Genomic DNA, 15,388 nt, shown 5'->3' on the forward strand with positions numbered 1-15,388 from the left:
AAAAGCCCAAACAAGATACCGGAGCAAGTCCGGTATGGCGGTATAAGAGCGGGATGTTTTGTGGTTTGGCCGTCATCCTGACGAAGGTCAGGATCTCGTTTTGGTGTCTTGAAAGCGCAAACAAGATACCGGAGCAAGTCCGGTATGGCGGTATAAGAGCGGGATGTTTTGTGGTTTGGCCGTCTTCCTGACGGACGTCAGGATCTCGTTCTTGGTGTATTGAAAAGCCAAAACAAGATACCGGAGCAAGTCCGGTACGGCGGTATAAGAGCGGGATGTTTTGTGGTTTGGCCGTCTTCCTGACGGACGTCAGGATCTCGTTCTTGGTGTCTTGAAAAGCCCAAACAAGATACCGGAGCAAGTCCGGTACGACGGCATAGGAAAAGTGCCTGTTTTTAGCTCGGCGCTTGGTGCTGGGCGTTGGACGCTGCTTTCTCCAACATCGGCCGTAAGAAGCGGGCCGTGTGGGATTCGGGGTGAGCGGCCACTTGCTCCGGAGTGCCGGCTACCAAAATTTGACCGCCGCCGCTGCCGCCTTCTGGACCCATATCGATTATCCAGTCTGCGGTTTTCACCACATCCAAGTTGTGTTCGATAATCACCACCGTATTGCCGTGATCCCGCAGGCGATGCAATACCGTAAGCAATAGCTGAATATCTTGAAAGTGCAGGCCTGTGGTTGGCTCATCCAAGATATACAGGGTTTGGCCGGTATCGCGTTTCGACAACTCTTTAGCTAGCTTCACCCGCTGGGCTTCACCACCGGATAAAGTCGTGGCGGACTGGCCGAGGCGAATATAAGACAAACCTACGTCCATCAGCGTTTGCAGCTTGCGATGAATGGCGGGCACAGGTGCAAAAAACTCACAGGCTTCTTCCACTGTCATATCCAGCACTTCGTGAATGCTTAAGCCTTTGTACTTAATCTCCAGCGTTTCACGGTTATAACGTTTGCGCTTACACACATCACAAGGCACATACACGTCCGGCAAGAAGTGCATTTCCACCTTGATCAAGCCATCGCCTTGGCAGGCCTCACAGCGGCCGCCTTTTACGTTAAACGAGAACCGGCCCGGCTTATAACCGCGAGAGCGAGACTCTTGAGTGGCAGCAAACAGCTCACGAATCGGTGTGAAAATACCGGTATAAGTGGCGGGGTTAGAACGCGGGGTACGACCAATCGGGCTTTGGTCGATATCCACTACCTTATCTAACTTGTCCATGCCTTCTATGGTGCGATAGGGCGCGGGCTGGCTAACCGTGGCTTTATTGAGCTCACGATGGGCAATGGGGAATAAGGTGTTGTTGATCAGCGTAGATTTACCTGAGCCAGACACGCCGGTGACGCAGGTCATTAAGCCCAGCGGTATGGTTAAATCGACATTTTGTAAGTTGTTGCCAGTGGCACCTTTCAAGGTTAGCCAGTGCTCACCCGTTGGCGTGCGCTGCTCAGGAATGGCAATGCACTTTCTGCCAGACAAATAAGCACCAGTTAAAGAGTTGGGGTTAGCCATTACCTCGGCAGGCGTGCCCTCTGCCACTATATAACCGCCGTGCACCCCGGCACCGGGGCCAATATCCAATACATAGTCGGCGGCGAGAATGGCATCTTCGTCATGCTCTACCACGATTACCGTATTGCCGATATCGCGCAGGTGCACCAAGGTAGTCAGTAAGCGTTCATTATCCCGCTGATGCAAGCCAATACTGGGTTCGTCTAAGACATACATCACGCCTACTAGCCCGGCGCCAATTTGGCTGGCCAAGCGAATGCGCTGGGCTTCACCGCCGGATAAAGTATCGGCACTGCGCGATAAGGTCAGGTAATTAAGGCCGACGTTAACCAAGAAGCCGAGGCGGGCGCAAATTTCCTTGAAAATCTTATCGGCAATTTGCGCCTTTTGGCCGGTGAGCTCCATATTACTAAAGAAGGCGTGGGCGTCGCCGATGGCCATGTTCGCCACTTGCGGCAAAGTATGATCCGCCACAAACACGTTGCGAGGGCCTTCTTTTAAACGGGCACCGCTGCAAGTGGGGCAAGCGCGGTTACTTTGGTATTTACCCAGTTCTTCACGTACCGAGTTAGACTCGGTTTCGCGATAGCGACGCTCCATATTGTGCAATATGCCCTCAAAGGGGTGTTTGCGTACCAGTACATCGCCGCGGTCGTTCATGTATTTGAAGTCGATGCTGGTGCGCCCCGAACCATAAAGTACGGCTTGTTGGATCTCTGGTGCCAAGTCTTGGTAGGGCACTTCTAAGTCGAAGTGATAATGGGCGGCTAAAGAGGTCAGCATCTGGTAATAGTAATAGCTGCGCTTATCCCAGCCTCTAATGGCGCCGCCTGATAAACTCAACTCCGGATTACTGATCACCTTTTCAGGATCAACGATCTGCTGCACCCCTAAGCCATCACAGCTATCACAGGCACCGGCTGGGTTATTAAAGGAAAAGATGCGCGGCTCTAGCTCGGCAATGGAATAACCACATTGCGGACAAGCGAAGTTGGCAGAAAACACCAGCTCGGTATCGCAGTCGTCGTCCATGGCCACTACCGAGGCGATACCACCGGACAGCTCAAGCGCGTTTTCAAAGGATTCGGCCAAACGCAGTTGCAGATCGTCGCGCACCTTAAAGCGATCCACTACTACTTCTATGGTGTGCTTTTTTTGCAGCTCAAGAGTAGGCGGATCTGAAAGATCACAGACTTCACCGTCGATCCGCGCGCGAATATAGCCTTGTGCCGCTAGGCTTTCTAGCAGCTTAATGTGCTCACCTTTACGATCCCGCACTACGGGTGCCAACAGCATTAATTTTTCGCCTTCCGGCTGCTCCAAGACCTTATCAACCATCTGGCTGACGGTTTGGGCAGTCAGCGGCAGCGAGTGTGTGGGGCAGCGCGGCTCACCCACGCGGGCAAACAACAGACGCAGGTAATCGTAAATCTCGGTAATGGTGCCCACTGTGGATCGCGGGTTATGGGAAGTGGACTTTTGCTCGATGGAAATCGCCGGCGATAAGCCTTCGATATGATCCACATCGGGCTTTTCCATCAAAGAAAGAAACTGGCGGGCATAGGCCGACAACGACTCCACATAGCGGCGTTGGCCTTCTGCATAGAGAGTATCGAAGGCGAGGGAAGACTTGCCCGAACCCGATAAGCCAGTGATCACTATCAGTTTATCTCGGGGTAAATCCAGACTGATATTTTTCAGGTTATGGGTGCGGGCCCCGCGTACTTCGATTTTCTTCATCTGCAACTTCACCTAGCTGTAAATTCGATCGGCTAGTATGGCATTGGATCAATAGCCCGCCAAGTATGAATAAGGATTAATCTTGACAGGCCCCCCGTGCTAAACTAGGTCTCTTTCTATTTGTATTATTTGACGTCACAAGAGGACTCATGAGCGACGAGCAAGGTTTTAGCCCCCGTGAACGGCGGGCATCCTTTACCCTGGCGGGTATCTTTGGCATGCGAATGCTCGGCTTGTTTATGATAATGCCGGTGTTTGCCTTATACGGTAAAGACTTGATCGGCTTCTCGCCCTTATGGGTTGGTATCGTAATCGGTGTCTATGGCCTCACCCAAGCGGTGTTACAAATTCCCGCCGGCTGGTTGTCGGATCGCATCGGTCGCAAACCGGTAATCTATGCGGGCTTAACCTTATTTGCGTTAGGCTCTGTGGTGGCGGCTATGGCAGATTCTGTCTATGGCGTGGCGATTGGTCGGGTACTGCAAGGCTCAGGTGCCATTGCCGGTGCCATTTTGGCGTTGGCTGCCGACATTACGCGTGAAGAAAACCGCACCAAGGCGATGGCCATTATTGGTGTCTGCATCGGTTTATCGTTCGCCGTGGCCATGGTGTTGGGCCCAGTGTTGGCTTCTTGGTTTGGTTTGTCCGGCGTGTTTTGGGCCACGGCTATCTTGGCGATGATTGGCATTATTATGGTGCGTTTTATGCTGCCGGATCCGGTGCATAAGGGCCAAATTCGCGATGTAACCGCAGCGCCAGAATTGTTTGGCCGCCTGCTAAAAGATAAACAGCTACTGCGGCTCGATTTTGGCATTATGTTGCTGCACTTAACGCTCACCGCCGTGTTTGTGGCGTTTCCGCTGACCTTGCTCGATGCTGGATTGGCCGCCGAAAAACATTGGTGGCTGTATCTGCCAGTGTTGTTACTGTCGTTTGTACTGATAGTGCCGGTGCTGATTATTGGCGCCCGCCGCAATTTGAATAAACAGCTGTTTCAAGCTTCTATCTTAGTCATGATGCTGGCGCTGATTTTAATGGCGCTCGGTAACGGTCATATCACGCTGCTAGCACTGGCCATGTTGCTGTATTTTACCGCCTTTAATTTTATGGAAGCTTCTTTGCCGGCATTTTTATCGATGCTGGCACCGGCAGGCGCTAAAGGCACGGCCATGGGCATTTATTCTACCAGCCAGTTTTTTGGTGCCTTCTTGGGTGGCGTGCTGGGCGGGCTCTTGTTTCAGACGCTGGGCGGCACGGCGGTGTTTTTGCTGGTCGCCCTGAGCATGCTGGTGTGGTTTTGGTTGGCGATGGGCATGAGTAATGTGAGCAAGGTTAGATCTCATATTCTGCCCATCGGTGTTAGTATAGAAAACACGGAACGTCGCGAGCACCTTGTGGCCCAGCTGTTAGCTTTGCCCGGCGTGCTTGAAGCCTTAATTATCCCAGAAGAGGGATCGGCTTACCTCAAGGTTGACGGTAATACCTTTGAATTAGAACAAGCAAAAATTGTGATTAATCTGTAAGTGCGGAGCGAGTTATGGCCAATAGAGGCATCAATAAAGTTATCCTGATCGGCCATTTGGGTCAGGATCCTGAAATACGTTATATGCCGAATGGAAATGCGGTAGCCAACATTACCTTGGCCACCAGTGAAACCTGGCGTGACAAGCAGTCTGGCGAGCAGAAAGAAAGAACCGAGTGGCACCGCGTGGTTTTCTTTGGCAAGTTGGCAGAGATCGTCGGCGAATATCTGCGTAAAGGCTCACAAGTCTACGTAGAAGGCCGCTTACAGACTCGTAAATGGCAAGGCCAAGACGGCCAAGACAAATACACTACCGAAATCGTGGTCGATATTGGCGGCACCATGCAAATGCTTGGTGGTCGTCCGCAAGGCGGCGGTGGTCAAGGTGGTGGCGGTCAGCAAGGCGGCTGGGGTGGCCAGCAACAAGGCGGCCAACAGCAGCAACAGGGCGGAGGCCAGTCTTACGGCGGCCAGCAAGGCAGCCCGCAACAAGGTGGCCAAGGCAACTGGGGTGGCCAACAAGGCAGCCCACAGCAGTCTGCGCCCCAAGGTCAGCCCGCTTACGGCCAGCAGCAGAATAAACCTGCCGCACCACAAAGCCAGCCAGCCCCTGCGCCCACTTATAACGAACCCCCAATGGATTTCGACGACGATATCCCGTTCTAGGACTCGCTTGAGTTTGATTGTGTTAATAAGCTTAGCTTATTTGCCAATAAGGCCTCGCGAAAGCGAGGCCTTTATTTTTAGTGAATAGTTAAATAATTAGATGAGAATTGCTGAGGTCGGTTAGTCGTTTATTTACGGTAAATATCGGACAAAAGGTTAGCATCACCGACGCGTTAAACCACATCCTTGTGACGTTCAGCACATGGCATCCCTGTCATAAACTTGATCTAGCTCAGTATAAAGTTAGCCGTTATCAATACTATGGCCCGCAATAATGCGGGCTCGGCTATTTTACGATGCACAGTCAAAGCTAAGCGCTGGGCGTGGGTGCTTTTTCATCGATCACGGCGGCGGCTATGATATCGCCGGTTACGTTAGACGCTGTGCCCCCCATGTTGAGGATGGCATCAACGCCTGCGATTAAGGCCACGATTTCTAGCGGTAAACCAAACAGGCTCAAGACGGCAGATAAGGTGACCAAGCCGGCGGCGGGGACGCCAGCGGTGCCGATAGACAGCAAAGTGCCGATCACCACTATGGCCATAAAATCGGTCCAAGCTAGGTCTAACCCCATGATATTGGCGGCAAACACTAACGACACGCCCATGCGCAGCGCGCCGCCATCTGAATTAAAGATGGCGCCTAAGGGCAAGGCGAAGTTGGCGGTTTTTTCTGATACGCCGGCTTTTTGCGCCGCTTGAATGGCGATGGGTAAGCTAGCTAGGCTACTGGTGGTAAAAAATGCAGTGGCATACGCCTCTTTAATATTGGCAAAAAAGCGCCATACCTTAAATCCTGCCAGCCTTAAGAACGAGGTGTATACCAAGGCCCATAACAGGACTAGGCCTAAATAAAAGGTGCCGGTAAACACCAGCAAGGATTGCAGGGTGGCCCAACCTTGGCTACCGAAGGTGGCGGCGCTAATGGCAAATACGCCAATCGGCGCATAAAGCAAAATACCGGCCAGTATTTTATAAAACAACTCATTAAAGGCGCTAAATAACCGCTCCAAAAATAGCCCATGTGCTTGCATTTTTGCATCAATCGAGTAACGCATGCCGGAGATGGCCATGCCCATAATGATGGCAATAAATAAGATGCCCATCAGATCGCCGGCGGCAAAGGCGGCAAATACATTGTCCGGTACTATTTTCAGTAGCATATCGGAAGCGTGAGGAATGTTGGGCTGTTGCACCAAGGTGTTAGGTAAAGATAGGTGCTGTCCTGGGCTAAAAAACAATGCCAGCGATACGCCAATGCACACCGCCAGAGCTGTGGTGACGGCATAATAGAGGATTAATTTACCGCTGAGTCGGCCCATCTGGCGTAAGTTCATGCTACCAATGGCCAGCGCTACCGTTAAGAAGATTACCGGCGTAGCAATGAGACTTAACAAGCGGATAAATAATGTGCCCAGCGGGCTGAGAACGGCGGCCTGTTCGCGAAATATCAGCGCCACCATAATGCCTAATAAAAAGCCTGCTGACATTTTGATCACCAAAGAGGTGTCGTTATAGATTTTCCATATCTTCATTAGGGTTTATTCTGGCCTCATTAAGGATGTTGTGAGCTGCATGATTATTGTGGTTCATGGTACAGGAAAAGCCGTGGCAGCGTAAAAGTTGGGCCAGTAAAGCGTGCTTAGCGTGCCGGTATTATGAGCAAGGCTGGGCATCACTCTTGATTGAATGGTATTCAAATGACACGTATGGTCGCAGTTAAGGACCTAAACTTCGTTTTTTACCACTCATTCATCATCTTGGGCGCACAAATGAAAGAATTGCTATTTTAGCCACTAGGCTAGGATAATGCGCCTTGTCAGGCTAGGGCACTGTGTGGTGCTCAGACCCGTGTTTGATAGTGGCAAGTCAGGGAAGTTAGCTTACGCCAACGGCGTATTGCAAGGATGGGTATGAAATTTACAAACCAGCTTATTACTACCATTAGCTTATGTATGTTGACAGCAGTGGTTATTGTGTTGATTGGCGCCGGCATCAGTTTTTATCAGGTGGGGGCTTTGTATCAGCAGCGCCAAGTCGACACTGTGTTACGACTGGTTGACGAGGGCTGGCAGCCAGGCGCCAAGCCTGAAGTGATTGACGTCTGGCTACCAAAAATACTGGAAGTAGGCGGTATTATCGACTTTACCCTGCTGCGTGATGATATTCCTGTCTATCATTCTACCCGCGTTGATGCGGCGGCCACGGCCGGTGATGTGTTTACCATGGAATATGTAGCGCCGTTGGCAGCGGAGGCAAACTTGTCTGCGCGTGTGGTGCTGCGGCCGCCTTTTTATAATATCGATCATTCACTTATCGATCTTGCGGGTATTTTAAGCGCTATCGGCTTAGTGTTTGTGGGCTCGTTACTGATGTTGCGCTGGTTTCGCCGCCAGCTCCGCGGCTTAGAATTATTAGATTTACGTGGTAAATACATACTGCAAGATCAGCTAAATTTATTAGTGCATGACACGCACCTTGAGTGGCCTCATCAAGCTAGCCAAGCGCTCGATAAGTTATTACTGGATCTTAATAATGCCAGTAAAGAGCGCAGTCGTTTTGACTCTTTTATTCGCGCCAATGTGTTTGTTGATAAAAGAATCGGTATCGGTAATCGGGTATTTTTTGATAATCGTCTAGAAGCGGCGCTTAATGACTCTACCGATCATGGCGGCGCGCTCTTATTAGTGGAAATTCAAGATTTAGAGCAAATTAATTATCATTTTGGCTATGAACGTGGCGATGAAATACTCACGGCTGCGGCTATTTATATGGGCCATTTTGTACGCGGTATCTCCGGCGCCTTACAAGCGCGTTATACGGGCACGACCTTCGCCTTGCTATTACCCAATACCGTGGAAAGTGAGGCCCAAGAGGCGGCGCGCCAAGTGATGAAATTATTACGCCGTCTTAACTGGCCAGATGAAATTACGGATCCGGCTATTTATATTGGTGGCGTCTGTTTTCGTTTTGGTGAGTCGATGTTACAAATACGTGAAGAAGCCGAGCTGGCGCTACGCAGTGCCGAGCTGCAGGGCGGCGACGGCTACTTTATGTATTACAAAGGCGTCACCGAAGAAAGCATGGGCAAAGGCACGGTACGTTGGCGCACTCTGCTCAGCCGAGTGTTAGCCCAAGAAAAAATTCAGCTCGACCGCCAAGGTATTTATCAAGCCCCGGAGCAGGCGCCTGTGATGTATGAATTATTGGCGCGGATTCAGGATGAGCAAGGTCGAGAGTTATCGGCGAGACAGTTTTTTCCGATGGCGGAAAAATGTGGACTGCTCCAAGAGTTGGATCGCAATATTATCTCTCAAGCGCTAGTACGCTTACCCGATACCGAGCCGGGTATTATGTTGGCGGTTAACCTGTCGGCAACCAGCTTATTACAGCGTAAGTTTTATAACTGGCTGCTATTTGAATTAATGCAGCACCCTAAGTCACAACTAAATAAGCTAGTGATTGATTTATCTGAAGCACAGGTGAGTCGCCATTTTCAAGCCTTGGTGAAACCGCTGAACGCCCTAAAGGCATTAGGGTGTCAGTTGGCGGTAGACCATGCAGGCCAAGATGTAGTGAGTACCCAGTATGTGTCTGACTATCAATTGGATTATCTTAAACTGCATCCCAGCTTAGTACATGACATTAATACCAAGCCCATTAGCCAAATGGCGGTTAGCAGCCTCATTGGTAATTGTGCGGGCAGTAATACTAAGGTGATCGCCATGGGGGTAGAAACCAAAGCCGAATGGCAGTGTTTATCCCAACTGGGCGTTTATGGCGGCCAAGGCTACTTTTTTGCCTATCCTGAGTCGGCCACAGCTAAAGATAGGAGCGTTACTCAAGAGCCAGCAGCGACTAATAGGCCCTCAGCCAGGAGCAAGCTGACTGCGAGTAGATAAACGCTGGCGGTAAAGTCACGGCTTGCTGTTTAAGCCACCGCGTTCGTCACCGCGTGCGCCCTGTAGTCCACCTGTGTGTAAAAACACCAGTTGGCTATGGATAGGATAGTAACCGGCGGCAATATCACGAAATAGCCCTAAGAGCGCTTTGCCGCTGTAAATGGGCTCAAGTGGCAGCGCTAATTGCTCACTCAATCGTGCTATGGCGGCACTATCTTCAATTGAGCTTTTAGCGTAGCCGCCGCCGTGGTGATCTAACCGCAACTGCCAGCCGTTATCTTGTGCCGCGGCTGGATATAGGGCACAGACTTCTTCTTTAAGCCAAGACGCGCCTTTTAATACCGCATAGCCCGTCAGCTTGCTGGCTGCGGGGCGTGACGATATTAGCCCGGCCAGAGTGCCGCCACTGGCGACCGGTAAGATCAATTGGTCGATAGTGCTAGGTAACGAAGCGTTAGGTAACGGCCAGGCAGAGGATGACGTTAATTGCGCTGCTAACTCCGGCCACAGTTCAGCCACGCCCGGCAGTGCCTGTGCGCAGCTGCCGCCTTCAGGTATGAGGTAATAGCCCGGATATTGCGCGCTTAGCTCGGCGAGCCAATTGGAGTCTTGGCGCAGGCGATATTGTTGGCGGTCCACAAATTTCAAACTCATGCCCCAGCGGCGGGCATCCGTTAAGGTGGGATTATGCTGGCTGCTGGCTTCGCCGCGCACGATAGCGAGGGTGGGTAGCGCCAGTTGTTGACCAATAGCGGCCAGCGCATGCAGATGATTTGAATAAGCCCCGCCAAAGCTAAGCAGCCCTTTGGCTTGGCTTTCAATGGCATGATGTAAGGGGTATTTTAATTTGCGCCATTTATTGCCAGAAATAGCGGCATGCAACCGGTCATCCCGCTTCACCCAGAGTTTGATTTGATGCTGGCTGAGTAAGGGGTGCGCTAACGGCTGTAAAGGTGAAGGGGTAGCAGGTGAGTACAACTGCTGCCAAGAGCTGAGAGAGGCCACAAAATTAAAATTAAAAAGAATGAGAGCCTAAGTTTAGGGAACTTATTGGTTTATTGAAACTCATACCCGCTCCGGTGCGTATTTAGCCATGCATGTTCCTTGCCAGTGATAGGCTGCATTGATAAAGTTAGCCGCACTTTCACGCTTTCTTAATCCAAGGTCCCCTTCAGCATATGTTTAAAAAGCTAAGCGGCATGTTCTCCAACGATCTCTCGATTGATTTGGGCACGGCCAACACTCTCATCTACGTTAAAGATCAAGGTATTGTTCTTAACGAGCCCTCCGTTGTGGCACTTCGCCAAGATAAATCGGGGCAAAAGCAAAATGTTGCCGCCGTGGGTCATGCAGCTAAGCAAATGTTGGGTCGAACCCCTGGAAATATAGCGGCGATTCGGCCGATGAAAGACGGTGTGATTGCCGACTTTTATGTGACCGAAAAAATGCTTCAGCATTTTATTAAACAAGTGCACGACAATAATTTTTTTCGCCCCAGCCCTCGAGTACTGATTTGTGTGCCCTGCGGCTCTACGCAAGTGGAACGCCGTGCTATCAAAGAATCGGCCTTGGGTGCGGGCGCGCGTGAAGTATATTTGATTGATGAGCCTATGGCCGCGGCCATAGGTGCAGGATTACCGGTATCGGAAGCGACCGGCTCCATGGTAGTGGATATTGGTGGCGGCACCACAGAAGTGGCCATTATCTCGCTGAATGGCGTGGTGTATTCCCAATCAGTACGCGTGGGTGGCGACCGCTTCGATGAAGCCATTATTAACTATGTGCGTCGTAACTACGGCTCCTTGATCGGTGAGGCCACGGCTGAGCGCATTAAGCATGAAGTGGGCTCCGCTTATCCCGGTGACGAAGTGCTGGAAATTGAAGTGCGCGGTCGTAACTTGGCCGAAGGCGTGCCACGTAGCTTTACCCTGAACTCCAATGAAATTTTAGAAGCGTTGCAAGAGCCGCTGACCGGCATAGTGAGTGCGGTTATGGTGGCCCTCGAACAGTCGCCGCCTGAGCTGGCGTCCGATATCGCAGAGCGTGGCATGGTATTAACCGGCGGTGGTGCTTTATTGCGTGACCTCGACCGATTATTAATGGAAGAGACCGGCATTCCGGTCGTGGTGGCTGATGATCCACTCACCTGTGTGGCGCGCGGCGGCGGTAAGGCGTTAGAGATGCTTGATATGCACGGTGGAGACTTGTTCCATTACGATTAATCATCAGGCCGAGCTACTCGGCCTATCTCTAACGCCATGAAGTTTGCACCATGAAACCCATTTTTGGTCGAGGCCCCTCACTCCCTATCCGCTTGGCGTTAGCCGTGGTGGCCTCCTTGTTGCTGATTATTGCCGACGGCCGTTATCACAGCTTTACCAACGCCAAGCTGTACCTCAATACCTTAGTGAGTCCGTTGCAATACCTCGCCAATAGCCCGCGTTGGATGCTGGACTCCGCCTCCAACCAGTTGATGACCAATCAAACCCTGCTTGCTCAGTCAAAACGACTGGAAAATGAGCTGTTCTTATTGCGTGATGATTTATTACTGTTGAGCCATTTGGAGCAAGAGAATAAACGGTTGCGTGATTTATTAGGTTCGCCGATACGCAGAGATACGCGGCGTATGGTGGCCGAAATCTTGGCGGTGGATACGGATCCCTTTTCTCACCAAGTGGTGATCGATAAAGGCACCCTAGTGGGTGTGTTTGAAGGTCAGCCGGTGCTGAATGAGCAAGGCGTAGTGGGACAGGTGATCTCGGTGGGTAAAAATACCAGCCGAGTGTTGCTGATCACGGATACCAGTCACGGCATTCCGGTGCGTGTGGCCCGCAACGACATTCGTGCCATTGCTAGCGGCAGTGGTCAGCTTGACCGCTTATTGCTGCACAACATTACCCGCAATACAGATATCAAAGAAGGCGACGTGCTGCTGAGCTCTGGGCTGGCGGGGCGTTTTCCTGAGGGTTATCCGGTGGGGCGCGTACATCGGGTAGGCTATGAAGAAGGACAGCCGTTTGCCGATATTCGGGTGCAGCCCTTTGCCGCACTGGATAGAGTGCGTTATGTATTGCTGTTGTGGCCTGAGCCTAAGCTGAGCGAGTCCGATGAAGAGTTGGCTGATGCAAATGCTGAGCTCGGTACTGAAACCAGTACTGAACCCAAGACTGATGCTAAGCACCAAGGCTCATCAGCCGCAGCTGAGCAGGTATCCGAATGAGAAGTTTTTCCTTAAAGAGCCGAGCAATTATAGCGGGTAGCTTATTGCTGGCGCTGATTTTGTCTGTGTTACCGTTACCGGATTTAATCATGCCGTTTCGCCCGGACTGGTTGCTACTGACCTTAATTTACTGGTCGATTGCGCTGCCTCATAGGGCTAACGTGGGCACGGCATTTTGTGTCGGTTTATTGCATGATTTACTGCTCGGCTCTGTATTGGGCGTACACGCCTTGGCCTTGGTGATCCCTGTGTATTTAGCGGCGTCGCAATTTCAGCGCATGCGCAACTATTCGGTGTGGCAACAGGCGTTTTTGGTGGCAGCCTTAGCCATCTTAAATAAGCTACTGATCTTTTGGGCCGCCTATATGAACCGCGATATACAGCTGGATTATCATTATTTTTGGTCCATCGTCAGCAGCATGGTGTTTTGGCCTTGGGTGTTTTTGCTACTGCGCAACGTACGCCGCCGCTTCGCGATTACTTAGGTAAATGTGAAGGGGAAAGGGTAAAGGGAGAGAGGCAACTGAGTTTTTCCTTTATCCTGCACATTATTCTTCTCGATGCCCAATGGTGTTTAATTTTAAAAAATTTCGCCTGAGGCTAAATACGAGAACACTCTTCACATAAGACAAGTCGCCTACAAAACACCGCTTTTGTTGTTCTCTTCACCCATGTCCCTTCACACTTCACGGTATAAAAACTATGTCCCCACAGCTTTATCTGGCTTCAGGCTCACCGCGCCGCCGTGAATTACTCGCTCAGTTAGGCGTGACCTTTGACGTATTGCGCCCCGACGTTGAAGAGCTGCAGCAACCTAATGAAGATGCGACCCTTTATGTGCAGCGCTTAGCTCGCGATAAGGCGCGCGCCGGTGGCGCACTAGCGGCGCTGGAACAGCGAGCAGCGCTGCCGGTGTTGGCCGGCGATACCATAGTGGTGCTGGATGGTGAGGTGCTAGAAAAACCCCGCGATCAAGCCGATGGCATGGACATGTTGCGCCGTTTATCGGGCCGCAGCCATCTGGTGTTAACCGCCATAGCGTTGCTCGCGAATGCTGAGCTCAGCGAAGTGTTAGTCTCGACACAAGTGACCTTTAGCGTCTTAACCGAAGCGGATATTGAAGGTTATTGGCACAGCGGTGAGCCGCTTGATAAAGCGGGCGGTTATGGTATTCAAGGCGTAGGTGGCAGTTTTGTGGTGTGCATTAATGGCAGTTATAGCTCTGTGGTGGGTTTGCCCTTAGTAGAAACCCGCAGTCTGTTGCAAGTGGCGGGGCTTTTAGCTGTTTGACTCCTTATCTCGGCGCCAATCTATGTTAGTTTAAGCCTATTCACTTTTTCTATGGACGGTATCCATGTCGGCAGAACTCATTATTAATGTGACGCCTGCAGAAACCCGAGTTGCGCTGGTCGAAAACGGGATTTTGCAGGAAGTGCATGTGGAGCGCCAAGCGCGCCGTGGTATTGTCGGCAATATTTACAAAGGCAAAGTCAGCCGAGTGTTACCCGGTATGCAGGCGGCCTTTATTGATATTGGTGGGGAACGTGCCGCATTTTTACATGCCTCAGATATAGTGCCGCACACCGAATGTGTGGCCAGCAAAGAGCAGGCGCATTTTCAGGTTGGCAATATTGCTGAATTGGTACGTCAAGGCCAAGACATAGTGGTGCAAGTGGTGAAAGATCCGCTCGGCACTAAGGGCGCGCGCCTCACTACCGACATTACCTTACCTTCTCGCTACTTGGTGTTTATGCCGGGCAGCGCTTACGTGGGCGTGTCGCAGCGCATCGACTCAGAGCAAGAGCGCGAGCGACTTAAGTCCATCGTTGGTGCCTATGTGGATGAGCAGGGCGGCTACATTATTCGCACCGCCGCCGAAGGCGTGGGCGAAGCGGAGCTAGCCCAAGATGCAGCCTTCTTAAATCGCTTGTGGCGCAAGATCCAAGAACGACGGGTTAAATATTCAGCCTGCTCCATTATGTATGAAGATTTAGGCCTGAGCTGTCGCATAGTGCGTGATTTTGTTGGCGCCGAGCTGGACCGTATTCGGGTGGACTCTCGTAGTACCTGTGAAGTGTTGCGCGGTTTTGTGGATGAGTTTGTGCCTGAGCTCTCTGGTAAAATTGAGTACTACCAAGGTGAGTCGCCCATTTTCGATTTATATGATGTAGAAAATGAAATTCAACGCGCGCTAAATCGTAAAGTGGAGCTGAAATCTGGCGGCTATTTGATCATCGATCAAACCGAGGCCATGACCACAGTTGATATTAATACCGGCGCCTTTGTTGGCCATCGCAATCTCGAAGAAACCATCTTTAATACCAATACAGAAGCTACCCAAGCCATTGCTCGCCAGTTACGGCTGCGCAACCTTGGCGGTATCATCATCATCGACTTTATTGATATGTACGATCAAGACCATAAGCGTCGTGTATTACTCAGCTTGGAGTTGGCGCTGGCGAAAGACAGAGCCAAAACCAACGTCAATGGCTTCTCCCAGTTAGGTCTGGTGGAAATGACGCGCAAGCGTACCCGAGAAAGCCTAGAACATATTTTATGTGGCGCTTGCCCTGAGTGTAATGGTCGCGCGCGGGTGAAAACCGTAGAAAGTGTCTGCTATGAAATTTTGCGCGAAATTACGCGGGTGAATAAAGCTTATGACGCAGACAAGTTCGTGGTATATGCGGCGCTGGCGGTGGCGTCTGCCTTGCAAGAGGACGACTCCCATATGTTGGCCGAGTTGGAAGTGTTTATCGGTAAGCAAGTGAAGGTCAACAGCGAGCCTTTGTATAACCAAGAGCAATTTGATGTGGTGATGATGTAGT

At 51.2% G+C, this 15,388-nt stretch carries 11 protein-coding genes; 8 read left to right on the forward strand and 3 right to left on the reverse strand.

The window, feature by feature from the left end:
- Nucleotides 1-395: 395 nt before the first annotated feature.
- Nucleotides 396-3,254, reverse strand: coding sequence for an excinuclease ABC subunit UvrA (uvrA, locus tag CBP31_RS09530; protein WP_087036721.1), 2,859 nt, complete (start codon nt 3,252-3,254; stop codon nt 396-398).
- Nucleotides 3,255-3,403: 149 nt separating this feature from the next.
- Here uvrA and CBP31_RS09535 point away from each other — a divergent pair, with 149 nt between their 5' ends.
- Entirely contained in the window at nt 3,404-4,777 is a 1,374-nt protein-coding gene (locus tag CBP31_RS09535) for an MFS transporter (RefSeq protein ID WP_087036723.1), read from the forward strand.
- 14 nt (nt 4,778-4,791) lie between these two features.
- Nucleotides 4,792-5,442, forward strand: coding sequence for a single-stranded DNA-binding protein (ssb, locus tag CBP31_RS09540; protein WP_087036725.1), 651 nt, complete (start codon nt 4,792-4,794; stop codon nt 5,440-5,442).
- Nucleotides 5,443-5,752: 310 nt separating this feature from the next.
- On the opposite strand, the gene CBP31_RS09545 is transcribed toward ssb, so the two are convergent.
- Nucleotides 5,753-6,976 carry a dicarboxylate/amino acid:cation symporter gene (locus tag CBP31_RS09545; protein ID WP_087036727.1) on the reverse strand — a complete coding sequence of 408 codons (1,224 nt, stop codon included), beginning with the start codon at nt 6,974-6,976 and terminating at the stop codon, nt 5,753-5,755.
- Nucleotides 6,977-7,354: 378 nt separating this feature from the next.
- Here CBP31_RS09545 and CBP31_RS09550 point away from each other — a divergent pair, with 378 nt between their 5' ends.
- Nucleotides 7,355-9,343 (forward strand): EAL domain-containing protein, encoded by a 1,989-nt coding sequence (locus CBP31_RS09550; protein WP_087036729.1) that lies wholly within the window; start codon nt 7,355-7,357, stop codon nt 9,341-9,343.
- 15 nt (nt 9,344-9,358) lie between these two features.
- On the opposite strand, the gene CBP31_RS09555 is transcribed toward CBP31_RS09550, so the two are convergent.
- Entirely contained in the window at nt 9,359-10,348 is a 990-nt protein-coding gene (locus tag CBP31_RS09555; protein WP_087036731.1) for a 1-aminocyclopropane-1-carboxylate deaminase/D-cysteine desulfhydrase, read from the reverse strand.
- 173 nt (nt 10,349-10,521) lie between these two features.
- On the opposite strand from CBP31_RS09555, the gene CBP31_RS09560 reads away from it, so the two are divergent.
- From CBP31_RS09560 to rng, 5 genes are all read left to right on the forward strand, one after another.
- A complete protein-coding gene (locus CBP31_RS09560) occupies nt 10,522-11,565 on the forward strand; it encodes a rod shape-determining protein (RefSeq protein ID WP_087036733.1) in 1,044 nt (347 codons plus the stop codon).
- 50 nt (nt 11,566-11,615) lie between these two features.
- Nucleotides 11,616-12,563, forward strand: a complete 948-nt coding sequence (gene mreC / locus CBP31_RS09565) for a rod shape-determining protein MreC (protein WP_087036735.1) — start codon at nt 11,616-11,618, stop codon at nt 12,561-12,563.
- Entirely contained in the window at nt 12,560-13,048 is a 489-nt protein-coding gene (mreD, locus tag CBP31_RS09570) for a rod shape-determining protein MreD (RefSeq protein ID WP_087036737.1), read from the forward strand. Before mreC ends, mreD begins: the two co-directional genes overlap by 4 nt.
- Nucleotides 13,049-13,265: 217 nt before the next feature.
- Nucleotides 13,266-13,853: a Maf family protein gene (locus CBP31_RS09575; protein ID WP_087036739.1), complete on the forward strand. Its 588-nt coding sequence runs from the start codon at nt 13,266-13,268 to the stop codon at nt 13,851-13,853.
- A 64-nt stretch (nt 13,854-13,917) separates the two neighbouring features.
- A complete protein-coding gene (rng, locus tag CBP31_RS09580; RefSeq protein WP_087036742.1) occupies nt 13,918-15,387 on the forward strand; it encodes a ribonuclease G in 1,470 nt (489 codons plus the stop codon).
- Nucleotide 15,388 lies beyond the last annotated feature (1 nt).

The sequence above is a fragment of the Oceanisphaera profunda genome (assembly GCF_002157895.1).
GTDB classification, from domain to species: domain Bacteria; phylum Pseudomonadota; class Gammaproteobacteria; order Enterobacterales; family Aeromonadaceae; genus Oceanimonas; species Oceanimonas profunda.